Source organism: Curvibacter sp. Hmag1.1, assembly GCF_059769165.1.
In genome coordinates, this window is sequence record NZ_JBMBGX010000002.1 from 3,458,895 (window position 1) to 3,482,202 (window position 23,308).

Annotated in this window: 22 protein-coding genes and 1 other RNA gene; 12 read left to right on the top strand and 11 right to left on the bottom strand. The window is 58.7% G+C overall.

The features are described from left to right. Positions 1-16 precede the first annotated feature (16 nt). From ACOAP0_RS16780 to gyrA, 7 genes are all read right to left on the bottom strand, one after another. Entirely contained in the window at positions 17-328 is a 312-nt protein-coding gene (locus ACOAP0_RS16780; RefSeq protein ID WP_087497444.1) for an integration host factor subunit beta, read from the bottom strand. A gap of 82 nt (positions 329-410) precedes the next feature. Continuing rightward, the gene (gene rpsA, locus ACOAP0_RS16785) at positions 411-2,087 is read right to left on the bottom strand and encodes a 30S ribosomal protein S1 (protein ID WP_087496962.1); all 1,677 of its coding nucleotides are present in this window, start codon (positions 2,085-2,087) and stop codon (positions 411-413) included. 116 nt (positions 2,088-2,203) lie between these two features. After that, a complete protein-coding gene (locus tag ACOAP0_RS16790) occupies positions 2,204-4,201 on the bottom strand; it encodes a bifunctional 3-phosphoshikimate 1-carboxyvinyltransferase/cytidylate kinase (protein ID WP_498377355.1) in 1,998 nt (665 codons plus the stop codon). Then, on the bottom strand, positions 4,201-5,076 hold the full coding sequence (locus tag ACOAP0_RS16795; protein ID WP_087496964.1) for a prephenate dehydrogenase: 876 nt from the start codon (positions 5,074-5,076) through the stop codon (positions 4,201-4,203). The genes ACOAP0_RS16790 and ACOAP0_RS16795 overlap by 1 nt, the downstream gene beginning before the upstream one ends. Positions 5,077-5,097: 21 nt before the next feature. Beyond that, positions 5,098-6,180: a prephenate dehydratase gene (pheA, locus tag ACOAP0_RS16800; RefSeq protein ID WP_498377357.1), complete on the bottom strand. Its 1,083-nt coding sequence runs from the start codon at positions 6,178-6,180 to the stop codon at positions 5,098-5,100. A 7-nt stretch (positions 6,181-6,187) separates the two neighbouring features. Continuing rightward, on the bottom strand, positions 6,188-7,327 hold the full coding sequence (serC, locus tag ACOAP0_RS16805; RefSeq protein WP_498377358.1) for a 3-phosphoserine/phosphohydroxythreonine transaminase: 1,140 nt from the start codon (positions 7,325-7,327) through the stop codon (positions 6,188-6,190). Between the two features lie 70 nt (positions 7,328-7,397). After that, the gene (gene gyrA / locus ACOAP0_RS16810) at positions 7,398-10,052 is read right to left on the bottom strand and encodes a DNA gyrase subunit A (protein WP_498377797.1); all 2,655 of its coding nucleotides are present in this window, start codon (positions 10,050-10,052) and stop codon (positions 7,398-7,400) included. A 237-nt stretch (positions 10,053-10,289) separates the two neighbouring features. Here gyrA and ompA point away from each other — a divergent pair, with 237 nt between their 5' ends. The 4 genes from ompA (at position 10,290) to ssrA (ending at position 12,794) form a co-directional block, all read left to right on the top strand. Next, positions 10,290-10,946, top strand: a complete 657-nt coding sequence (gene ompA, locus ACOAP0_RS16815; RefSeq protein ID WP_087496967.1) for an outer membrane protein OmpA — start codon at positions 10,290-10,292, stop codon at positions 10,944-10,946. A gap of 69 nt (positions 10,947-11,015) precedes the next feature. After that, positions 11,016-11,729 (top strand): bifunctional 2-polyprenyl-6-hydroxyphenol methylase/3-demethylubiquinol 3-O-methyltransferase UbiG, encoded by a 714-nt coding sequence (ubiG, locus tag ACOAP0_RS16820; RefSeq protein ID WP_087496968.1) that lies wholly within the window; start codon positions 11,016-11,018, stop codon positions 11,727-11,729. Continuing rightward, positions 11,726-12,406, top strand: coding sequence for a phosphoglycolate phosphatase (gene gph / locus ACOAP0_RS16825; protein WP_498377360.1), 681 nt, complete (start codon positions 11,726-11,728; stop codon positions 12,404-12,406). The genes ubiG and gph overlap by 4 nt, the downstream gene beginning before the upstream one ends. Positions 12,407-12,418: 12 nt before the next feature. Beyond that, positions 12,419-12,794: a transfer-messenger RNA gene (gene ssrA, locus ACOAP0_RS16830) on the top strand. Between the two features lie 148 nt (positions 12,795-12,942). On the opposite strand, the gene arfB is transcribed toward ssrA, so the two are convergent. Further along, positions 12,943-13,350, bottom strand: a complete 408-nt coding sequence (arfB, locus tag ACOAP0_RS16835; RefSeq protein WP_481873436.1) for an alternative ribosome rescue aminoacyl-tRNA hydrolase ArfB — start codon at positions 13,348-13,350, stop codon at positions 12,943-12,945. Between the two features lie 62 nt (positions 13,351-13,412). Here arfB and ACOAP0_RS16840 point away from each other — a divergent pair, with 62 nt between their 5' ends. Next, a complete protein-coding gene (locus ACOAP0_RS16840; RefSeq protein ID WP_498391474.1) occupies positions 13,413-13,562 on the top strand; it encodes a hypothetical protein in 150 nt (49 codons plus the stop codon). A 19-nt stretch (positions 13,563-13,581) separates the two neighbouring features. Here ACOAP0_RS16840 and ACOAP0_RS16845 read toward each other — a convergent pair whose 3' ends face one another. The 3 genes from ACOAP0_RS16845 to ACOAP0_RS16855 form a co-directional block, all read right to left on the bottom strand. Then, positions 13,582-14,499 (bottom strand): PfkB family carbohydrate kinase, encoded by a 918-nt coding sequence (locus tag ACOAP0_RS16845; protein ID WP_498377362.1) that lies wholly within the window; start codon positions 14,497-14,499, stop codon positions 13,582-13,584. Beyond that, entirely contained in the window at positions 14,496-15,440 is a 945-nt protein-coding gene (locus tag ACOAP0_RS16850) for an ABC transporter permease (RefSeq protein WP_498377363.1), read from the bottom strand. The genes ACOAP0_RS16845 and ACOAP0_RS16850 overlap by 4 nt, the downstream gene beginning before the upstream one ends. 89 nt (positions 15,441-15,529) lie before the next feature. Further along, positions 15,530-16,486, bottom strand: coding sequence for a sugar ABC transporter substrate-binding protein (locus tag ACOAP0_RS16855; protein WP_498377364.1), 957 nt, complete (start codon positions 16,484-16,486; stop codon positions 15,530-15,532). A gap of 165 nt (positions 16,487-16,651) precedes the next feature. Between ACOAP0_RS16855 and ACOAP0_RS16860 the strand changes: the two genes are divergently transcribed. The 7 genes from ACOAP0_RS16860 to ACOAP0_RS16890 all read left to right on the top strand — a co-directional run bounded on the left by ACOAP0_RS16860 (position 16,652) and on the right by ACOAP0_RS16890 (position 23,300). Continuing rightward, positions 16,652-17,440: an ATP-binding cassette domain-containing protein gene (locus ACOAP0_RS16860; RefSeq protein WP_498377365.1), complete on the top strand. Its 789-nt coding sequence runs from the start codon at positions 16,652-16,654 to the stop codon at positions 17,438-17,440. Beyond that, a complete protein-coding gene (locus tag ACOAP0_RS16865; RefSeq protein ID WP_481873438.1) occupies positions 17,434-17,871 on the top strand; it encodes an RbsD/FucU family protein in 438 nt (145 codons plus the stop codon). Before ACOAP0_RS16860 ends, ACOAP0_RS16865 begins: the two co-directional genes overlap by 7 nt. 40 nt (positions 17,872-17,911) lie before the next feature. Further along, positions 17,912-18,589, top strand: coding sequence for a transaldolase family protein (locus ACOAP0_RS16870; RefSeq protein WP_498377366.1), 678 nt, complete (start codon positions 17,912-17,914; stop codon positions 18,587-18,589). A gap of 97 nt (positions 18,590-18,686) precedes the next feature. Next, positions 18,687-20,231, top strand: a complete 1,545-nt coding sequence (locus ACOAP0_RS16875; RefSeq protein WP_498377367.1) for an FAD-binding domain-containing protein — start codon at positions 18,687-18,689, stop codon at positions 20,229-20,231. 2 nt (positions 20,232-20,233) lie between these two features. Next, positions 20,234-20,377 (top strand): DUF2256 domain-containing protein, encoded by a 144-nt coding sequence (locus ACOAP0_RS16880; RefSeq protein WP_498377798.1) that lies wholly within the window; start codon positions 20,234-20,236, stop codon positions 20,375-20,377. After that, positions 20,374-21,741 (top strand): DASH family cryptochrome, encoded by a 1,368-nt coding sequence (locus ACOAP0_RS16885; protein ID WP_498377368.1) that lies wholly within the window; start codon positions 20,374-20,376, stop codon positions 21,739-21,741. The genes ACOAP0_RS16880 and ACOAP0_RS16885 overlap by 4 nt, the downstream gene beginning before the upstream one ends. Next, on the top strand, positions 21,738-23,300 hold the full coding sequence (locus ACOAP0_RS16890) for a cryptochrome/photolyase family protein (RefSeq protein ID WP_498377369.1): 1,563 nt from the start codon (positions 21,738-21,740) through the stop codon (positions 23,298-23,300). Before ACOAP0_RS16885 ends, ACOAP0_RS16890 begins: the two co-directional genes overlap by 4 nt. The last annotated feature ends 8 nt before the right edge of the window (positions 23,301-23,308 follow it).

Genomic DNA, 23,308 nt, shown 5'->3' on the forward strand with positions numbered 1-23,308 from the left:
TGTCGAGGGATTCTACTCAGGGTTTTGCCTTGGATTCCAGCTCCGCAGTGCGTGTGTCCACCGCTTCACGTAAAGCTTTTCCGGGCTTGAAATGAGGTACCCGCTTTTCGGGAATGGCCACGCTTTCGCCGCTGCGGGGATTGCGTCCCATGCGGGGAGGGCGACGGTTGATGGAGAAGCTGCCGAAACCGCGGATTTCGATACGGTGGCCACGGACCAGTGCGTCATTCATGGCATCCAGAATGGCTTTCACGGCGAACTCGGCGTCGCGATGGGTCAGCTGGCTGAAACGGTTGGCCAGTTCTTCAACGAGGTCGGAGCGGGTCATGGCAAGGAGCAATGGTTGGGGTAAGAAAAAACGACCGGTGCAGTCAAGCAGCCGGTCGTTCAATCAGGTCAGCAACAACAGATTAGTTGTTGTTGTCCAGCTTGGCACGCAACAAAGCGCCCAGGCTGGTAGTACCGGCGGAGCCAGTGTTCTGGTTCAGGGATTGCATGGCTTCGTTCTGGTCAGCCATGTCCTTGGCCTTGATGGACAACTGGATGTTGCGGGTCTTGCGATCCACGTTCACCACCACAGCAGTCACTTCGTCGCCTTCTTTCAGCACGTTGCGTGCGTCTTCAACGCGATCGCGGCTGATTTCGGAAGCACGCAGGTAGCCCAGGATGTCGTCGCCCAGATCGATTTCAGCGCCCTTGGCGTCCACGGTCTTGACTTTACCGGTAACGGTCTGGCCCTTATCGTTCACGGACACGAAAGTGGTGAAAGGATCGGAATCCAACTGCTTGATACCCAAGGAGATGCGCTCGCGGTCCACGTCCACAGCCAACACGATAGCTTCAACTTCTTGGCCCTTCTTGAATTCGCGCACGGCGGTTTCGCCGGATTCGTTCCAAGACAGGTCAGACAGGTGCACCAGGCCGTCGATACCGGCAGCCAGACCAACGAACACGCCGAAGTCGGTGATCGACTTGATCGGGCCCTTCACGCGGTCGCCGCGCTTGGTGTTCTGGGCAAATTCTTGCCATGGGTTGGCCTTGCACTGCTTCATGCCCAAGGAGATACGACGCTTGTCTTCGTCGATTTCCAGAACCATGACTTCGACTTCGTCACCCAGGGCAACAATCTTGGAAGGAGCCACGTTCTTGTTGGTCCAGTCCATTTCGGACACGTGCACCAAACCTTCGATTCCGGGTTCGAGTTCCACAAACGCGCCGTAGTCGGCGATGTTGGTGATCTTGCCGAACATGCGGGTACCTTGTGGGTAGCGGCGGTTCACGCCCATCCATGGGTCATCGCCCATTTGCTTCAGACCCAGAGACACGCGGTTCTTTTCGGTGTCGAACTTCAGGATCTTGGCAGTGATTTCCTGACCGGCTGTCACCACTTCGGAGGGGTGACGGACGCGGCGCCATGCCATGTCAGTGATGTGCAACAGGCCGTCGATACCGCCCAGGTCCACGAACGCACCGTATTCGGTGATGTTCTTGACCACGCCTTGCACCACAGAACCTTCTTTGAGGGTGTGCATCAGCTTGGCGCGCTCTTCGCCCATGGAGGCTTCCACCACAGCGCGGCGGCTCAGCACCACGTTGTTGCGCTTGCGGTCCAGCTTGATAACCTTGAATTCCAAGGTCTTGTTTTCGTACGGAGACAGGTCCTTGGTAGGACGTGTGTCGACCAAGGAACCGGGCAGGAATGCACGGATGCCGTTGACCAGAACGGTCAGACCGCCCTTGACCTTGCCGGAAGTGGTACCGGTCACGAATTCGCCGGATTCCAGGGCCTTTTCCAGGCTCATCCAGGAAGCCAGACGCTTGGCCTTGTCGCGGGACAGGATGGTGTCGCCGTAGCCGTTTTCGACGGAGTCGATAGCCACAGACACGAAGTCGCCTACTTGGACTTCGATTTCGCCCTTGTCGCTCTTGAATTCTTCGATTGGCACGTAGGCTTCAGACTTGAGGCCGGCGTTGACAACGACGAAGCTGTGCTCGATGCGGACGACTTCAGCGGTGATCACTTCACCGGTGCGCATTTCCGAGCGTTGTAGCGATTCTTCAAATAGGGCTGCGAAAGATTCAGACATGAGTTTTGCGGTTGGTACCGCGGGGTTAAGTTGTTGAACCCCACAGCTTCTGGTGTGAACCGGTGCGCTGACGCGCGAGGGAAGCAATGGGGGCCAGGTTGCTTTTCAGGCCGGGGCTAGAAAGGCTGTTTGCTCTGCCACCAGTCCAGCACGGTTTGAACAGACGCTTCGACTGTCAAATCCGAGTTATCAAGCAACAAGGCATCTTGCGCAGGCTTCAGGGGGGCAACAGTCCGGGAGGAGTCCCGGGCGTCGCGCGCCTCCAAGTCAGCACGAAGACCGTCGAGTGTAGCGGGAATTCCCTTTGAAATCAACTGCTTATGGCGACGCTCCGCACGGCAGGCCGCGCTGGCCGTCAAATAGACCTTCAAAGGGGCTTCCGGGAAGATGACCGTGCCCATGTCGCGGCCATCGGCAACCAGGCCCGGAAGTTTGCGGAAATTGCGCTGCAAATCAATCAAAGCGGCACGAACGGCCGGGAAAGCAGACACTTTGGAGGCGTTCATGCCCGCTTCTTCGGTGCGAATCGCGTCGCTCACATCTTCGTCGGCCAGCCAGATATGGCTGCCCTCAAAGTGAATGGGCAGGCTTTGCAGCAGAGCCACGATAGCCGCTTCATTGGCCGCTTCCAATGCTATGTCCGCACGGCTGGCCGCCAGGCCGGTAATGCGGTAGAGCGAGCCGGAGTCCAGGAAGTGGTAACCCAATTTTTCTGCCAGAACCGCAGCCAAGGTACCTTTGCCGGAGGCCGTTGGGCCATCGACGCAGATCACCGGAATGTTCCGTGTATCTGCCGTGGCCACAGAAAAGAGAGCTTCAAAGTAATCCGGGAATGTTTTGGCTACGCACTTGGGGTCTTCAATCCGCACCGGCACTTGGGCGGGGTTGAAAGCAGCCAATGAGAAGCACATGGCTACGCGGTGGTCGTCATAGGTATGGATGCTCGCAGCTTTCCAGTCGGCAATACCGGCCGGAGGCGTGACCTGGATGTAGTCCTGACCTTCGACGACGGTGGCGCCCAACTTGCGCAGCTCGGTGGCCATTGCGGCAATCCGGTCAGTTTCCTTCACGCGCCAGCTGGCAATGTTGCGCAGGTTGGTGGTGCCATCGGCATACAGTGCCATGACCGCCAACGTCATGGCGGCGTCGGGGATGTGGTTGCAATCCAGGTCGATCGCTTTGAGTGGCCACGCCCCGCGCTGAATGTGCAGCCAGTTCGGGCCGCTTTCGATCTTCGCCCCCATGGCCTGTGCGGCTTCCATGAAGCGGATGTCGCCCTGGATGGAGTCGGCGCCTACACCTTGAATTTTGATGCCATTGTGGCCATTGGCGCCCGTGGATAGTGCGCCAAGCGCTATGAAATAGCTAGCACTGGAAGCATCGGCCTCCACATGGATGTCACCGGGCGAACGCAACTTGGCGCCCGCTGGAATGGTGAACCGCTCCCAGCCATCACGCCGGACCTTCACGCCAAAGCGTGCCAACAGATTCAGGGTGATTTCAATATAGGGGCGGGAAATCAGTTCGCCCACTACCTCGATCACGATGTCTTTGGATGCCACCAGCGGCAGCGCCATCAGCAGGGCGGTCAGGAATTGGCTGGAGACATCGCCACGCACCTTGATGGGTGCGTCGAGCTGCAAGGCTGGCGTGCCCAGCTTCAATGGCGGGTAACCCTCGTTGCCCAAATAGTCAATGGCGCACCCCAGCTGGCGCAAAGCGTCCACCAGGTCGCCAATGGGCCGCTCGTGCATGCGGGGCACGCCGCTGAGTTCAAAGTCGCCTCCGACCACCGCGAGTGCGGCGGTCAATGGGCGCATGGCAGTACCTGCATTGCCAAGGAACAGTTGGGCCGAGCCGTTGGGCAACTTCCCGCCCAAACCGGTGATCTTGACGATGGCGCCCGACTGCTCTACTGCACATCCCAAGGTACGCAGTGCGATCAGCATCACGCGGGTGTCGTCTGAGTCCAGCAGGTCGTGGATGGTCGTGGTGCCCTCGCTCATGGCGGCGAGCAGCAGCACGCGGTTGGAAATGCTTTTGGAGCCGGGAAGCGTGACCGCGCCAGCGGCGTGGGCCAAGGGTGGCAGGTCGAGAAATGCGGTGGAGAACATTATTTGTTGAGCTTGGTCGCCATGGTCCAGTTGGCGCGCGTGTTGCTGGCTTGTTCGATCAGGCCCTCCAGCGCGTCGCCGTTGCCACTGGAAATCATCAGCTCCATGGCTTGCAGGGTGCGCTGGAAAACTTTGCTTTGCGCCAACAGCTCTTCGCGGTTGGAGATCATGATGTCGCGCCAGATTTTGGGGTCGCCCGCAGCGATGCGTGTGAAGTCCCGAAAGCCTGGTCCGGCCAGCGACAGGTAGTCCTGTCCCTGGGGTTGGCTGGTGATGCCGTTCATGAGCGCAAAGGCAATCAAATGGGGCAAGTGGCTCACCGCCGCAAAAGCGGCATCATGCTGCTCGGGCGACATTTTCAGCACCCGGCAGCCGAGTGCGGTCCAGACATCGACGGCCTTTTGCAGTTGCACAGTCAGCGTGCGTTCAATCGGGGTCAAGATGATTTGCTTGCCGGCGTACAGGTCGGGGTCGGCGTGCTCCACCCCCGAGAGTTCTTTGCCTGCAATAGGGTGGGCCGGCACGAAGGACCCGATGTGCTCACGCAGGCCGCGGCGGCCGGCATCGATCACGTCGCGCTTGGTGGAGCCCACATCCATGATCAGCATGCTGGGGGTGACCAGATGTTTGATGGCTTTGAAAGTAGCTTCAGTGGCAGACACGGGCACCGCGATCAAAACAATGTCGGCGCCAGACACCGCCAACAGCGCAGAGGGGGCTTCGATGTCGATCACACCCATCTGCCGGGCACGCTCGGTAGTGGAGGGCGATTTGCTGTAGCCGACGACGCGCTTTACCAGCCCTGCGCGCTTGAGCGCCAGGGCGAAGGAGCCGCCCATCAAACCGCAACCAATCAGACCGAGTTGTTCAAACATAGTGGGTGTCCTGCAGTCCGCTCAGTCTGCCAAAGGGTAGGTGCCCAGCACCTTGTAGAAGGCACACAGACCGGCAAGATCCTTCAGCGCAGCGGCCACATGGGGCTGCGAAGGGTGACCCTGCAAATCGATGTAGAAGTAGTACTCCCATTGGCCACTGCGGGCCGGGCGGGATTCAAAGCGTGTCATGGATACGCCGTGTTGTTTGAGGGGCACCAGCATGTCGTGGACCGCGCCCGGCTTGTTGGGCACCGAAACCACCAGGCTGGTGCAGTCCTTGCCTGACGCTTGCGGCGCCGGCAGCACGCTGGGCAGGCACACCACGACAAAACGGGTGCGGTTGAACGCCTCGTCCTGGATGGCATGTGCCGCCGTATGCAGGCCGAACTCGGACCCCGCACGTTCGCTCGCAATGCCCGCCCAAGCGGGGTTGGAGGCCGCCAAGCGTGCGCCCTCGGCGTTGCTGGAGACGGCCCGCCGCTCGGCATGGGGCAAATGGGTGCTGAGCCATTGCTGGCATTGCGCCAAGGCTTGCGGGTGCGCGAGCACCACTTCAATGCCTTCCAACGAGGCGGTAGTGCGCAGCAAATGGTGGCGCACCAGCAGGCTGATTTCGCCCACGATGTGCAGCGGGGAATTCAGCAGCAGATCGAGCGAGCGCGTGACGACGCCCTCGGTGCTGTTTTCAACGGGCACCACGCCAAATTCGGCAGAGCCAGCGGTCGCGGCGTGGAACACCTCGTCAAAGTTGGCGCAGGGCACATGGGTGATGCTAGAGCCGAAGAAGCGCAGTGCAGCTTCTTCACTAAACGTGCCTTTGGGGCCGAGATAGGCCACGCGTTGCGGTGCTTCCAGCGCCCGGCAGGCAGACATGATTTCGCGCCAGATCACGGCGACGCTGCTGTTCTTGAGCGCGCCATCGTTGGCAGACTGCAAGGTCTGGATGACCTGTGCTTCGCGCTCGGGGCGGAAGACCGCGGAGCCTTCCACTTTTTTGATTTCGCCCACTTCGTTCGCCAAGGCAGCACGGCGGTTCAGCAGGGTAAGAAGTTCAAGGTCCAGGGCGTCAATCAGGACGCGGAGTTCGGGGAGTGTTCGTGCCATGTGTGCCTCAGCCGTGGGTTCGCTCGAACTCGCGCATATACGCCACCAGCGCCTGCACGCCTTCCAGGGGGATGGCGTTGTAAATGCTGGCGCGCATACCGCCGACCGACTTGTGGCCTTTGAGCTGCAGCAAGCCCGCTTCTTTGGCGCCGGCCAGGAACGCATCGTTCAGGCTTTCATTGCGCAGGAAGAAGGGCACATTCATGCGGGAGCGGGCATTGCGTGCCACGCCGTTGATATAGAAGCCGGATGCGTCGATGGTCTCGTACAGCAACTCGGCCTTGGCGATGTTGCGGGCTTCCATTGCGGCGACCCCTGTCAGCCCATTCTCACCTTGGCGCTTGAGCCACTTGAACACCAATCCCGCCATGTAGATCGAATACGTGGGCGGGGTGTTGTACATGGAGCCGTTGTCGGCCACGGTTTTGTAGTCAAACGCGCTGGGGCAAATGCTCTGGGCATGGCCCAGCAAGTCTTCGCGCACCACCACCAGGGTCAGGCCCGCGGGGCCAAGGTTCTTTTGTGCGCCGCCAAAAGCCAAGCCCACGTGACTCCAGTCCACCGGACGGGATGCGACGTGGGAGGAGAAGTCAATCACCAGCTCGGCTTTAGACCCCAGCGCCTTCAGGTCGGGCAGGCTCTGGAACTCGATGCCGTTGATGGTTTCGTTGCTGCAGATGTGCACATAGCTGGCCTCATCGCGCAGCTCCCAGCTGGCCGCAGGAGGAATGGCGGTAAAGCCATCAGCCTTGCCCGTAGCGGCCAAGTGGGCGCTGCAGTATTTGCCCGCTTCCTTGAGCGACTTTTCACTCCAGCTACCGGTGACCACGAAGTCCGCGGCACCATTGCCACTGGTGGCACGCAGGCGGCTCAGATTCAAGGGCACGATGGCGTTTTCGGCCAGACCCCCGCCCTGCATGAACAGGATCTTGAAGTTCGCAGGCACCGCCAGCAACTCACGCAGGTCAGCCTCTGCAGCCTCATAGATGCTCAGGAACTCTTTGCCACGGTGGCTCATTTCCATCACGCCCATGCCGCTGAGACGGCCGTTGGCATCGGGCCAGTTCAGCATTTCAGCAGCGGCTTGTTCCAACACTTCGGCTGGCATGGCGGCCGGTCCGGCCGAGAAGTTGTAGGGTCGTTGCATCAGTGGCTTTTGGGATGAAATCGTGCTTTGGCGCCTATGGAGTGTGCGGGAGTAGCTATCAAAATGATAGTTACTCAGCGGCGGGCGCATCTCCTTCGGTACCGGCGGCTGTGTCGTCGCCTTCACCTGCATCGGTCGGGTTGGCGTCGTTTTCCACGATGCGCTGCAGACCGCTCAGCTTGGAGCCTTCGTCCAGGCCGATAAGCGTCACGCCCTGGGTCGCACGACCCATTTCACGGATCTCGCTCACACGGGTGCGTACCAACACGCCCTTGTCGGTAATCAGCATGATTTCGTCTTCGGCGTGCACCAAGGTTGCGGCCACGACCTTGCCGTTGCGCTCAGATTGCTGGATGGCAATCATGCCCTTGGTACCGCGGCCATGGCGGGTGTATTCGGTGATATTGGTGCGCTTGCCGTAGCCGTTTTCGGTGGCAGTGAGCACGCTTTGTTGCTCGTCTTCAGCGACCAGCATGGCGATCACGCTCTGGCCTTCATCGAGCATCATGCCGCGCACGCCGCGGGCGTTACGACCCATGGGGCGCACATCGTTTTCGTCGAAGCGCACAGCCTTGCCGCCGTCGCTGAACAACATCACGTCGTGCTTGCCGTCGGTCAGTGCTGCGCCGATCAGGAAGTCGCCTTCGTCGAGGTCCACGGCAATGATGCCGGCCTTGCGCGGGTTACTGAATTCGTCGAGCGCAGTCTTCTTAACCGTGCCCATGCTGGTGGACATGAACACATACTGGTCGGCAGGGAAGGTGCGCTTTTCGCCGGTGAGTGCCAGCACCACCGTGATTTTTTCGCCCTCTTGCAAGGGGAACATGTTGACGATGGGGCGGCCGCGGGAACCGCGCGAGCCCTGCGGCACTTCCCAAACCTTGAGCCAGTACAAGCGGCCGCGGTTGGAGAAGCACAGGATGTAGTCGTGGGTATTGGCTACAAAGAGCTGGTCCACCCAGTCGTCTTCTTTGGTGGCGGTGGCCTGTTTGCCCCGGCCGCCGCGCTTCTGGGCACGGTACTCATGCAAGGGCTGGCTCTTGATGTAGCCGCTATGGCTCATCGTGACCACCATATCGGTGGGGGTGATCAGGTCTTCGGTAGACAGGTCGAACGAGGAGTGTTCGACCAGGCTGCGGCGCGCGCCGATCTTGGTCTGGCCGAATTCCTGTTTCACATGGCCCAATTCTTCGCCAATGATCACCGCCACGCGTGCGGGCTTGGCCAGGATATCCAGCAGGTCTTCGATCTCTGCCATCACGTCTTTGTACTCGGCAACGATCTTGTCTTGCTCCAGGCCGGTCAGGCGTTGCAAGCGCATTTGCAGAATTTCCTGCGCTTGCGTTTCTGACAGGCGGTACAGGCCGTCGTTGCCCATGCCGAATTCTTTTTCCAGGCCTTCGGGGCGGTAGTCGTCTGCGTTCACCACGCCACCGTCAGCACGGGTGCGGGTCAACATTTCGCGTACCAGCTTGCTGTCCCAAGGGCGGTTCATCAGTTCGGTTTTTGCCACCGGTGGGGTGGGCGATTCGCGGATGATGCGGATGAAGTCGTCGATGTTGGCCAGAGCCACCGCCAAGCCTTCCAGCACGTGGCCGCGCTCGCGGGCTTTGCGCAGGTTGAACACGGTGCGGCGTGTCACCACCTCACGGCGGTGGTTCAGGAAGACTTCGATCAGGTCCTTCAGGTTACACAGCTTGGGCTGGCCGTTCACCAATGCCACCATGTTGATGCCGAAGGTGTCCTGCAGCTGGGTTTGCTTGTACAGGTTGTTGAGCACCACTTCAGGCACTTCACCGCGCTTGAGTTCGATGACCAGGCGCATGCCGGACTTGTCGGACTCGTCCTGGATGTGGCTGATGCCTTCGATCTTCTTTTCGTGCACCAGCTCTGCCATGCGCTCTTGCAAGGTCTTTTTGTTGACCTGGTAGGGCAGCTCGTCCACGATGATGGCCTGACGCTGGCCTTTGTCGATGTCTTCAAAGTGGCAACGTGCGCGCATGACCACGCGGCCACGACCCGTGCGGTAACCGTCTTTCACACCTTGAATGCCATAGATGATGCCGGCGGTAGGGAAGTCAGGTGCCGGAATGATGTCCATCAGCTCGTCGATAGAGGCTTCCGGGTTCTTCAGCAAATGCAGGCATGCATCCACGACCTCATTGAGGTTGTGGGGGGGGATGTTGGTGGCCATACCTACGGCAATACCGCCCGAACCGTTGACCAACAGGTTGGGAATGCGGGTGGGCATCACCAAGGGCTCTGATTCGGAACCGTCATAGTTGGGTCCGAAATCCACGGTTTCCTTGTCCAGATCGGCCAGCAATTCGTGGGCAATTTTTGCCAAGCGAATCTCGGTGTAACGCATGGCCGCAGCACTGTCTCCGTCCACGGACCCGAAGTTGCCCTGACCATCCACCAGCATGTGACGCATCGAGAAGTCCTGCGCCATACGGACGATGGTGTCGTACACCGATTGGTCCCCGTGCGGGTGGTACTTACCGATCACATCGCCAACGATACGTGCAGACTTCTTGTAAGCACGGTTCCAGTCGTTGTTGAGCTCATGCATCGCATAGAGCACACGGCGGTGCACGGGCTTCAAGCCGTCACGGGCATCGGGCAGCGCCCGACCCACGATCACGCTCATGGCGTAGTCGAGGTAGCTGCGGCGCATTTCCTCTTCAAGACTGATGGGCAGTGTTTCTTTGGCGAACTGGGTCATGTTGGGTATCTGTCTATCAATGTCGAGGACAACCTTGGATTCTACGGCCGCGGGCATGTCGCTTCATTGCAACAAATTTGCCATGTGCGGCCCTCGTTACTCCGGGGTTACCAACGAGCTTCAAATCGGTGCGCACGCTATGGCACAATGTCGAGAACGTCTTTGGTGCATCAGCCTTGGGGCGTCACAAAATTAATCGCAGCTTGCTGCAGTCTTTGCCGTAACTAGGAAGGTCTCATGAAACAATTGAACAAAGTAGCAGCCTTGATCGCTACCGCCGTATTGGCATCTGCCGCTGGCGCTCAAGAAATCCACAACTGGCGCAGCGCTTCCGGCGACGTGTGGAAAAACGTTGACGGCCAATGCTGGCGCGATGCAAGCTGGACTCCAGCTACTGCTGCTGCTGGTTGCGATGGCGCAATCGTTGCTCCTAAGGCTGCCGCTCCTGCACCCGCAGCAGCTCCTGCTCCCGCACCTGCCGCAGCTCCTGCACCCGCCGCTGCTGCACCTGCCCCAGCTCCTGCTGCCGCAGCCGCCGCAAGCAAAGTGACTTACGCCGCTGACGCTTTCTTTGATTTCGACAAATCTGTGTTGAAGGCTGAAGGCAAAGCCAAGCTGGACGACCTGGTTTCCAAGGTCAAGGCCATCAATCTGGAAGTCATCATTGCTGTGGGTCACACCGACGCTACTGGCGACGACTCCTACAACCAGAAACTGTCTGTTGCACGTTCCGAAGCTGTGAAGGCTTACTTGGTGTCCAAGGGCATCGAAAAGAACCGCGTTTACACAGAAGGCAAGGGCGAGAAGCAACCTGTTGCTGACAACAAGACCAAAGAAGGCCGCGCTAAGAACCGTCGCGTGGAAATCGAAGTGGTTGGCACACGCTCCAAGTAATCTGTTCTCTTGAACGATTCGAAAAAACCCGCTCCGGCGGGTTTTTTCTTGCCCCTACATAATCAAGCCATGCAAACCACACTCAACGCCGATCCTGCTGAACTTGCCAAATTTTCTGAGCTCGCCCATCGTTGGTGGGACACGGAAAGTGAGTTCAAGCCTTTGCATCAGATCAACCCCCTGCGGTTGGCGTGGATTCAAACTTTAGTGCCCCTGGCAGGCAAGACCATGGTGGATGTCGGCTGCGGTGGCGGGATTTTGGCCGACTCAGCAGCCCGGCAAGGTGCCAAAGTGCTGGGTATTGATCTGTCCACCAAGGCATTGAAGGTCGCCCAGCTTCATGCTTTGGAAGCTGAAACCCCTAATGTCACCTACCGTGAAGTCAGCGCAGAAGCGCTGGCCGCTGAAGCGCCTGGAAGCATGGATGTAGTTACTTGCATGGAAATGCTGGAGCATGTGCCCAACCCGGCTTCTGTGGTTGAGGCCTGCGCCCGCATGGTCAAACCGGGAGGGTGGGTGTTCTTTTCGACATTGAATCGCAACCCCATGTCGTTCATTCAGGCCATCGTCGGGGCTGAATACGTGTTGAATTTGCTGCCCAAAGGCACGCACGAGTACGCAAAGATGATCCGCCCGAGTGAGCTGGCGCACTATTGCCGTGAGGCTGGCCTGGAGCTTCAAGCGACCAAGGGGCTGAGCTACAACCCCTTGACCCGTCGCTATTCCATGAATAACAACACGCAAGTGAATTATTTGTTTGCTACCCGGAAACCTGCGGCATGAGCTTGAAAACACCGGTGGGTGAAGTAAAAGCGGTACTTTTCGACTTGGACGGCACGTTGATCGACAGTGCGCCGGACTTGGGGGCTGCAGCCGACAAAATGCGAACTGACCGCGGTTTGCCCTCCTTGCCAGATGCTGCTTACCGACCCATGGCAGGTGCGGGTGCGCGAGGAATGTTGAGCGTAGCGTTTGGAATGAATCCGGATTCCCCCGGGTTCGAGGCGATGCGTGAAGAGTTTTTCGTGAACTATGAACGCTGCATGACCGAACGCACCTATGTGTTCGAGGGCGTTGAGGACATGTTGAGCCAGTTGGAAACCCGCGGAGTATTGTGGGGTGTAGTCACCAACAAATCAAAACGGTTCACCGAGCCCTTGGCCGCTCAAATGCCATTGTTCGCGAATGCCTCGGTTGTCATCAGCGGAGATACAACGCCCCATGCGAAGCCGCATCCCGAGCCTCTCTTGGAGGCTGCACGCCGCTTGAAGCTTGATCCGTCGCAATGTGTCTACGTGGGCGACGATGAACGTGACATCCTGGCGGCGCGTGCTGCGGGTATGTATTCTGTGGCCGCGTGCTATGGATACCTGGGTGCCAAGGCGGACACGGCTGAATGGGGTGCTGACCTGGAAATTAAATCTCCTACCCTGCTCTTGCAAAGTCTGACGAGCGCCTAAAATAGGGACTGAGGGGCTGCACTGGTTTCGACGTGGATTGGAATCGCTGTGGTGCATGTCGAGCTGAATGCGCTCGTAAAACAGATTCAAACAAACTAACTGCAAACGACGAACGTTTCGCACTCGCTGCTTAATAACCAGTGAGCCTTACAACGGCAGGCCGATGGGCCGGGCAAGGGTGGCGCAAGCTGTCCAGGCTGTAAGGTCATTCACATCGGCTGGCTTTTTACCGGGTACCTTGGTGAGAGGCGAGAAAGTAGGGTACTGGCGTCCGGCATAGCGTGCGACTGCGCGATTCCGGTGGCGAGACTTAAATCAGACCGCTAAACATGTAGATCTGCTCGAGGAAGTTTTGCGGACGGGGGTTCAAATCCCCCCAGCTCCACCACTCTCAATGAAAAAGCCGCTTGCTGGCAAACAGCAAGCGGCTTTTTTCTTTTGTGGATTTTTTGTGCCAAACGGGCTGCTAGCGCTCATGGAATATGCGCGAGCAGCTCCTTTTTTGATAGCGTTTCCGACGGCCCTTCTGATGATGACTACTCTTCTCCGCGGTTGCTGCGGGCTCGCTTGATGCCACTACGTTGGGCTTTGTCTTCCCGCCTGCGCACGCGGGATGCGTAGGTGGGCCGCGTCGCCTTACGCAGCAGAGGCTCAATGGCAGCGGCCTCCAGGATGGCGCGCAAGCGTTCGTAGGCATCCTGGCGGTTCAGTTCGCGTGTGCGGTGCTGTTGGGCTTTGAGAATCAGGACCCCTTCCCGTGTGATGCGGCTGTCAGCGCTTTGCAGCAAGCGCTCTTTCATGGTGTCCGGCAGTGAAGAGCCCGGAATATCAAATCGCAAATGGATGGCACTGGAAACTTTGTTGACGTTCTGGCCACCGGCGCCTTGAGCGCGGATGGAGATCAGCTGTGCTTCCGCGGCAAAGCGGTCAAAAAGAAAAGCCACGGTGGGGTGTTTAGGCGGTTAGACTGCCTCGCACCATACCACTCCCGAACAAGGACTCTCCCATGGCCAAAGGTCAACAAAAATCCAACAAAGAGTCCAAGAAGCCCAAGAAGGACAGTACTGCGCCCAAGCCCTTGTCCAGCGGGGAGCCGGTGCGCGCTAAGGTGACGACTGCGATGATGCCACGCGGCAAGCTCAAAAACAAGGCCTGACGAATCAGGCCTTGTCGGTTTACAGAAGCGCTTGGGTTTCTGAGTAAGTGGGGGGCTGGCAGCCCGCCCTGGAACAGTTGATGGCCGCAGCCTGCATGGCTTCCGTCAAGGTTTGCTTCACGCGTCCTTTGCCATCGGCATTGAGGACCCAGTCGCCCAGGCAATTTCCCCAGAACGTGTCGCCTGCGCCTACCGTGTCGACCACGGTCGTGCGTGGTACGTCTGCATCTGCAAAAGCGCCGTCCACTTCCAGCCAGGCTCCTTGTCCGCCAAAGGTCAAGGCGATGCGGCTGGCGCCTTGGTCACGGAACAGTGCTGCAATCTGGAGACCTTTTGCCCGGCTTGGGGCATGTACACCGAGCAACTCCAGATCTTCGTCGCTGGCTTTGATCCAGTCGGCCAGCTTGGCCACTTGCTTCACTGCTTCCACATAAGCAGCCAGATCAGCTGCGAGTTTGGGGCGCAGGTTCACATCCACACTGATGATCCAGCCTAAGTCTTTGGCGCCTTGGAGGATCGCAAGCACCTTGGTGTGCTCGGGCGGCACCAACAGCAGGGACCCGGTGTGTAGCACGCCGGGCGGGTGGGCTTTGAGCATGGCCAGCACGCTCTCGACGGTGTAATCCCGGTCCGCGATGCCTTCGCGATAGAAGCCATAGCTAGGCTGGCCGTCCGTAATCTGCACCACGGCGAGCGAGGTCGGCAAACGGCTCTCACCGGCCAGCACTTGGACCCCGTCTTGTTGCAGTTGCTGGCCCAGTTGTTGCCCGAAGCGGTCAGTGGACAGCGGGTTCACATAGCCCACCGACGCACCGCGCAGTGCCGCTGCACGCGCCATGTTGTATGGGCTGCCGCCCATAAAAGGGCGCAAAGTCCCCTCAGGCTGCGAGAGGCAGTCCATCAATGCTTCACCGAGTACCCAGATAGATGCTGTCATTTTTTCAAAAGTCGTTGACGACGGATCACGTCAATCCACACAGCCACGATCACCACCGCACCGATGGCCATCATCTGTTTGAACTGCGAAATTTCCATCAAGTTCATGCCATTGCGGATCATGGTGATCAACACAGCGCCCAAAAGGCTGCCCCAGATACTGCCACGTCCGCCAAAGAGAGAGGTGCCGCCCAGGATGACCGCCGCAATGGCGTCCAGCTCGAACATCTGTGCCATTTTGCCGCTGGACGAATCCATGCGGGCCATCAGCACCAGCGCACCAAGAGCACAGCTTAAACCGGACACCACATACACGCCTAGCTTGTACCAGCGGATATTGATACCTACTTGTCGTGCACCCATTTCATTGGAGCCCATGGCATACACATAGCGCCCCAGCTTTGTGCTGGAAAGAATGAATGCCATCACCACGAAAAAGATACCGGTAATCCAGATTGGCATCGGCACGCCCAAAAGCTGGCCGTAACCGATGAAGGGCATGGGGTCGGGCATACCGGAGTTGTCGAAGCCGCCGGTGGACTCAAAGGCCAGGCCGCGCCACAAGGTCAGGCCACCCAAGGTCACGATAAATGAAGGGATGCCGACAAAGGCAACCAAGTAGCCGTTAAAAAGGCCCACAGCGGCGCCAATGGCAAATGCTGCTGCGATACATAGGTAGGGATCAAGCCCGAGTTTGATCATCATGTGGCCCGCCACTGCGCCTGCCAGTGCGGTTAGGGCGCCCACCGCAAGGTCGACACCGCCGGTCAGGATCACAAAGGTCTGGCCACCCGCCAACAGGGCGATGACAGAGGCCTGCACCAGAATGTTGGACAAATTGCCGGTGGTCAGAAAATAGGGCGATGCAACGGTAAGCAAAGCACCCAGGACCAATACGGCGACAAGGGCTCCATACCATTCCTGGCGGGTGATGGACTTCATGAAATCAATTCCTCAAATAAAAAATGACGACCGCCATGCAGCGGTCGTCTGTGCCCGATGGCATGCCATCGGGCAGGATCACCGAAAGCTTATTTCACCTTCATGAACTGGACTACTCCGGAGTCCTTGGCGAACTGGTCCACGTTAGAGGGCAATACCAGGAAGGAGCCGGTGTCGATACGGGCTTCCACTTTTTTGCCTTCAGCTGCAGCGATAGCGGTTTCCACGCCGACCTGACCGATCTTGGCCAACATTTGCGCGGCGTTGGCAGACTGCCAGCCTTGTTTCATCATGTCCAGACCGCCGGGGGAGCCGTCAAAACCAGCGATCTTGACGTCGCCGGCCTTCTTGCCCGCTGCCATCAATGCAGCCTTGGCACCTAAGGCGCCGCCGTCCCATGCGCAGGCGATCACCTTGGCTGTGGGGTTCGCACGCAGTGCGGTTTCCACACCGTTTTGGGCCATGGTCTGGTCCCAGGTGGTGGCTACTTCCACCACTTTCACGTTCTTGCGCTTGGCATTCAGACCGTCCAGGAAGCCTTTCTTGCGTTCCTGACCAGTGGATTGGCCTTGGTCGCCAGTCACGTAGATGACGGTATCGCCGTCCTTGATTTGTTCAGCAGTCCAGTCGCCTTGCACCATGGCGGCCTTGATGTTGTCAGTAGCCACGTAAGAAGTGATCTTGGCGCCGCTGATGCCGGTGTCCACCGCCACCACTTTGATGCCGGCAGCCAGTGCCTTGTTGATTGCGGGGGCGATGCCTGCGCTGTCCACGGGGGCGATGGCGATGGCATTCACCTTACGGGTGATCATGTCTTCCACGATGGCGAGCTGCTTGGAGAGTTCGCCTTTTTCTGCTGCTAATTCAATGAACTTCACACCGGCCTTTTGACCGGCTTTCTTGGCGCCGCCGTTGATCAACGTCCAACCTTCGTTGGTGTTGCCATTGGTGATGTAGGCGATGGTGGTTTCTGCCATGGCGGCAGACATCAGGCCGGCGGTGGCCATGGCGATGGTCAAGCGGCCCAGCATGCGTTTGGTGATCATTCGTTATCTCCGTTGTAGGTTGAATTAGCAGCCGAGGTGGATTCCATGGCTTGCTGGGACCGAATTACAGCAGAGTTTCATTTAATTAAATCTAGTAGTTTTACTAATACGATGACGAGTGCGTCTCTGGCATGCTTACGCCCAATTTCCCGAAATGAGTCCCCAATGACAACTTCCCAACCAGTTCTCCAGATCAAGAATCTGACCAAGCACTACGGCGGCGTAAAGGCCCTGACAGACGCCAACTTCCGCCTTCTGCCCGGCGAGCATGCCGCTATCGTGGGAGACAACGGTGCAGGCAAAAGTACCTTTGTGCGTTTGATCACGGGTGTGGAGCAGCCCAATTCCGGCGACATCACGCTGGACAGGCAAAGCGTGCATTTCAGCTCGCCGTTGGACGCACGGGATCAAGGCATTGAGACGGTCTATCAGACCCTCGCGCTGGCTGAGGATCTTGACGTGCCTGCGAACATTTTTTTGGGCCGCGAGATCACCCGCCTGTCACTGGGGCCTTTGTCCGTGTTGAACCACAAAGCCATGCGGGAGCAATCGGCATCCATGTTGTCCACGACCGGGGTAAAGATCCAGGATATGTCCGAAAGCTTGCGTGGCATGTCCGGCGGCCAACGCCAATGTGTGGCTATTGCACGTGCGGCTGGTTTTGCCAAAAAGCTGATCATTCTCGACGAGCCAACCGCGGCTCTGGGCGTTGCAGAAACAGCGCGCGTCGAGCAAATCATCAAGGGTTTAAAGCAGCAGGGCATTCCGTTGATCATCATCAGCCATAACCTGCGCCAGGTTTTCGATCTGGTGGACCGTATCTGGGTGTTCCGCCAAGGGCGCATCATCTGCAGCCGATTGACCCGAGAGACTAACCCCGAGGAAATCGTCGGCTTGATTACCGGTGCGATCGATCCCGCCACCTTGACCTCTGAGGAGGCGGTGGCATGCTGAAAGGACTGGACCCCCTGTTGACGCCGGAACTGCTGATGCATTTGTCTGCGATGGGGCATGGCGAATGGGTGGCCGTGGTGGATGCCAACTTCACGGCAGATTTTCTGGGCAAGGGCAAGGCGCTGGTCCGCTTGCCGGGCCACAGCCTGGAGCGAGTCAGCAAAGCAGTGCTTTCTGTATTCCCGCTGGCTGAGGATGTGGCGTGTCCTGCTGCATACATGCAGGTGTGCAACAGCCCCGAAGGCCACAGGACGGCCGCGCAAAGTTCGGTAGTCGACTTGCTGGGGCGCGACGGCCTGCCCGCAAACCGTGTGGAGGCGGTGGAGCGCTTCGCGTTTTACGAAAAAATCAAAGGCGCCAGCGTGATTGTCCAGAGCGGTGAAGCCACTGCCTACGGCAACGCGATGTTTTGTAAAGGCGTTATTCTCTGAGGCCTTGGCCGGTAAAGCCCGGCCTTCATGAGAGAGTTGCATGGTCAAAATTTATCTGGATTCAGCCCGCGTGGACACGTGGGCCTTGCCGGCGGGTTGTCCGCCGGTTCGAGGCGTTACAACCAACCCCACCCTCGTGTTTCAGGCGGGTCTTCCTGTCAGTCTGTCCACTTATTTGGGCTTGATTTCGGCGGCAGCTGATCACGGCATGTCCGAGCTGATGTTGCAGTTGCCCCAGAGCAATGCCGAGCAGGCGCGAGAGTGGCTCAAAGCGCTCCAGCCGGCAGCCCAAGCTCGCAACGTGCTGTTGACGATCAAGCTGCCCTGCGCCTCCGATTGGGAGGCTTGCATTGACGCGGTAAAGGCTGAGCAGCAGGACATTCTGCTGACCGGTTTATCTAACGCCGTTCAACTGCTGTGGGCCCAGAGTAAGGGCGTACAGTACGTGGCGCCTTACGTAGGCCGCTTGGCCAATGACGGACGCAACGTCTGGGCACTGATGGAGGCCTGTATTCGCGTGCAAGCCAACGGGCCCGCACTGCTGGCTGCCAGCATCAAGACGCCCGAAGTGCTGGCGCAACTGGTGGCGGTGGGTGCAGCTGCTGTGACCTTGCCGCCCGCCAGTCTTGCAGCGTGGTGTACCGACGCCTTGACCCAAACTGCAGTGCAGCAGTTTGACCACGACATTCAGGCGAGCTTGAAGATTCCCCAACGCTGAACGCAGTAGTCGGACTTGTGCGCTTCACGTGCAGGGTTAACGCAGTTTCGCGATACTCGCCTGCCAGCCATCTTGCTGGGATGCCGGTAGCGCATTTATGTCTTACAGCGTTGTCTGGTTCAAGCGGGACCTCCGGACGCACGATCACGCGCCATTGAAGCAGGCCCTCCAGTCAGGGCCCGTGCTGTGTCTCTACTGCATAGAGCCCACGCTGTGGGCGCAACCCGACGCGTCCACCCAGCACTATCACTTCGCGCTGGAGTGTCTGCGGGACCTGTGGGTGCAGCTCAAAGAGCTAGGTCTGCGATTGCAACTCGTCGCAGGGGATGCGCCAGAAGTATTGGCTAGATTGCACGCAAAGGCGCCATTTATGGCGATCTATTCGCACGAGGAAACCGGCAATGATGCCAGCTATGCCCGGGATCGGGCGGTCTCCCGTTGGTGCAAGGCGCAGGGAGTGGACTGGCATCAATACAAACAATTCGGCGTGGTGCGAGGAGTCGTCAACCGCGATGTGTGGCATCTGCAATGGACCGAGCACATGTCCGGGTCGCAGGTCAGCCTAGATGGTTCGTTGCATGCGGTCAGCGTGGAGTTGCCCTGGGATGCGTCCAAGCCACCGGTGGCAACCAGTCTTGGCCTAGAAGGGACTGACAAGCCTCAACGGCAAGTCGGTGGCAGGGCGCGCGCTGAGCAAGTTTTGCAGAGTTTCTTGACAGACCGCAGTGCGAGGTATCGGGGCGGAATTTCTTCGCCCCTTTCTGCCAGCGAGGCCTGCTCACGCCTGTCCCCTTATCTGGCTTTGGGTTGCCTCAGTGTCCGTGAGGTGGTGCAGGCTGTACAAGAAGTGCAAGGGGCCAGAGGAGAGGGGCGTAAGCGCCATCAGGCGGGTTTGCGATCTTTCACCAGCCGCTTGCACTGGCATTGTCACTTCATTCAAAAGCTTGAATCCGAGCCTGATATCGAATTCAGGAACATGCACCGGGGCTATGACGGCCTGCGGGAGGCCGAGCACAACCCTGAGCATCTCAAGGTGCTGATGGCAGGCCGTACAGGTTGGCCTTTGGTAGATGCGTGCATCGCCATGCTGCGCGAAACCGGTTGGGTCAACTTTCGTATGCGGGCCATGATTGTGTCCATTGCGGCCTATCCTTTGTGGCTGCACTGGCGCCCGGTAGGCGAATGGCTGGCCAGAGAGTTTTTGGACTATGAGCCCGGCATCCATTGGAGCCAATTGCAGATGCAGTCGGGCACGACGGGCATCAATATTCCGCGCATTTACAACCCCATCAAGCAAGCACGTGACCAAGACCCCGATGGCCAATTCGTCAGGCGATGGTTACCCGCCATGCGCAAAGTGCCGGATGCCTGGTTATTCGAGCCCTGGCGCATGCCCTTGGGCATGCAAAGCCGCCTCGGGCTGACAGTGGATGGTCCGGAGCCCGACATTCCGCAGCCCTCGGTGGATTTGGAGGCTGCAACCCGTGCCGCCAAAAAACGCTTGTTTGAACTGCGAGCACAACCCAGTGTGCGGGCGGCAAAGGCCGGCATCGTGCACAAGCACGGATCGCGAACATTCCGATCTTCGCGCGGTGCTGACAAGAGGTCTGCGTCGGATCACACCCAATTGGAACTGTTATGAAAATGCGGAAGAAATCCGACTTGCCCCGCAAGACATGCGTGGCGTGTGGCTTGCCCTTTCAATGGCGCAAGAAGTGGGAAAAAGTCTGGGACGAGGTCAAATACTGCTCAGACCGATGCCGACAACAAGGAGCCAAGAAGTTATGAGCCTTGTTGACGTTGGCGCACCGGTGATTTACTGGTTCCGGTCTGACATGCGCCTGCAAGACAACCCTGCCTGGACGCGTGCATGTGCAATGGGGCGTCCGGTGCTCGCTGTTACTTTTGCTCCGGTCTTGTCTGCTCGGGAGGCTGCTTGGGGCATTCCGGGCCTCAGCCCTTCCCGCAAAGCATGGTGGGCTGCGACTGTGCAGGAACTGCGGAGGGAGTTGGATGCGCTGGGCGTCTCGCTGCTCGTTCTTCGGGGTGGGTCCATGGAGGCTCTGGTGCGTTTGTTTGAAGCCAGCGGCGCCGTCGCGTTGGTATGCGAAGAGATCGCGGCTCCCTATGAAAGAGCTCAGTTGTCTTCACTGCGCGCGTCCGGCATTGTGGTGCACAGTGTCTGGCAAGGCACTTTGTTTAAGGCGGAGGATCTTCCCTTTTCCGTGACCGATCTGCCGGGCGTGTTTACCCGTTTTCGTAACGAGGTCGAGCGGGCCAAGGTTCCATTCCGCACCCCTTTGCCGGCTCCCGTGAATGTGACGGGCTATGACCTCGCTTGCGACGCTGTGTCATTCGCCGAAGACTTTGTGGATGGGGCAGCTGCCGGTAAATTTGTGGCCGATCCCCGCAGTGCATTTCAGTGGCGTTCCGGATCTTCTGGTGCCAACGACGAAGTTCTGCATCTTGATGAGGTGCTGGCGGGCAGTGGAGGTGGCCATGCGTATCTGCAACACTATCTGGAGTCCGGCCGGGTGGCGCAGTACAAAGCGACGCGCAATGGCCTGACCGGCATGGCCTACTCCAGCAAATGGTCGCCGTGGTTGGCGCTGGGGGCAGTGTCAGCCCCGGAGTTAATGGCTGCCCTTAAAGCGCATGAAAGAGAGCATGGCACCACGGATGGCAGCTATTGGTTATGGTTTGAGCTGCTATGGCGGGACTATTTCCGTTGGCTGCATTTGCAATACGGTGCCGGCCTCTATCGCCCGAAGGGCTTGCTGGAGGCCGCGAAGTCAGAGCGAGTGCCACACCACCGGCGCTCATTCACCTTGTGGACACAAGGGCGCACCGGTTGCGATCTGGTGGATGCGGGCATGCGTGAGTTGGCTTGCAGCGGGTACTTGTCGAACCGGATGCGGCAGGTGGTGGCCAGCTTCCTGATTTATGAACTGGGTTGCGATTGGCGCGCTGGCGCGGCGTGGTTCGAGTCGCAGTTGCTGGATTTTGATGTGTACTCCAACCAGGGGAACTGGCTGTACATCGCCGGTTTGGGCACTGACCCGCGTGGGGGGCGTCGCTTTAACGTGGCCAAGCAAACGGCTGACCATGACCCCGATGGCGCCTACCGTGCTTTATGGAGCGCCGGGTCATGAGTGCACCAGAGGCATCTGCCCACACCGTTCGCCTGATTCTGGGGGATCAGCTCAACCCGCAACACAGCTGGTTTGCAGCGGTTGACCCGCAGGTGGTGTATTTAATGATGGAAGTCCGCCAGGAGACGGACTATGTGCTTCACCACGCCCAAAAAGTCATCTCTATCTTTGCCGCCATGCGCGCCATGGCCGCCAAGCTCAGGGCGGATGGCCATCGCGTGCACTACATCTCGATTAGTGAGCCGGAAAGTGAAAACGCGATGGTAGAAGACATCGCAAAGTTAGTCCATTCATTGGCTGCAACGCATTTTGAATACCAGGAACCGGATGAGTGGCGTCTGGACGCATTGCTCCGTGAATACGCCGCCATGGCCGATGCCTCCGGCACCCATACCAGCCGCATGGTATCGAGCGAGCATTTCCTTACCGGACGGCTGGAGACGAGGCAGATGTTCAAACCCGGTAAACGCTGGCTCATGGAAACCATGTACCGCCAGATGCGCGTACGCCATCGGGTGTTGCTGGATTCTGATGGCGAGCCTGAGGGCGGCCAGTGGAACTTCGATGCGGAAAATCGAAAAGCTTGGAAAGGCGATCCCGTTGAGCCGATCGATTTCAGGCCCAGCCATGACCACGGCTTACTTTGGAAAGAGATTCAGGCGGCGGAGGTGAAGACCTTTGGCCTTCCAGGGGCGAACGCTATCAGGTGGCCTCTGGACCGGGATGAGGCACTGCATCAACTGGAGGCGTTCATCGCCCATGCACTGCCGCATTTCGGTGACTACCAGGATGCCATGAGCCGGGAAGCCAAAAGGCTGTTTCACTCGATGCTGTCTTTTGCGCTGAACACCAAAATGCTGTCGCCGCGTGAAGTGGTAGGGCGTGTGGAGTCAGCTTGGCGATCCGGTGGGGTGCCTCTCCCTGCGGCCGAGGGGTTTATAAGGCAGATACTCGGTTGGCGTGAGTACGTACGCGGCGTGTATTGGGCGCAGATGCCGGGGTACGAATCTAACAATTTTCTGGAACACAGTGCCGATTTGCCCGAGTGGTTCTGGACGGGCAAGACGCACATGGCGTGCATGTCAGCCGCCATTACCCAGTCCTTGGAAATGGCCCATGCACACCACATACAGCGGCTCATGGTCATTGGCAACTTTGCTTTGCTGGCCGGCTTGAATCCGACGGCCTTGCACGCGTGGTACTTGGGCATTTACATCGATGCCTTTGAGTGGGTAGAGTTGCCCAACACCGTTGGCATGAGCCAGTTTGCTGACGGCGGTGGGCTGGCCACCAAGCCTTACGTGTCCAGCGCCGCCTATATCGACCGCATGGGGGACTATTGCTCCGGGTGCCGGTACAACAAAAAGCTCAAAACTGGCCCGGATGCTTGCCCGTTCAATGCACTCTACTGGGAGTTTTACGAGCGACACACGCCCAAGCTCGGGCACAACGCCCGTATCGGGATGGCCTACCAACAGTTGAAAAAAATGGACCCGGTGACCAAAGAAGGCCTGATGGAAAAGGCCCGCGAACTCCGGGCAGACCTTAACCGGCTTTAGTCGCTTCT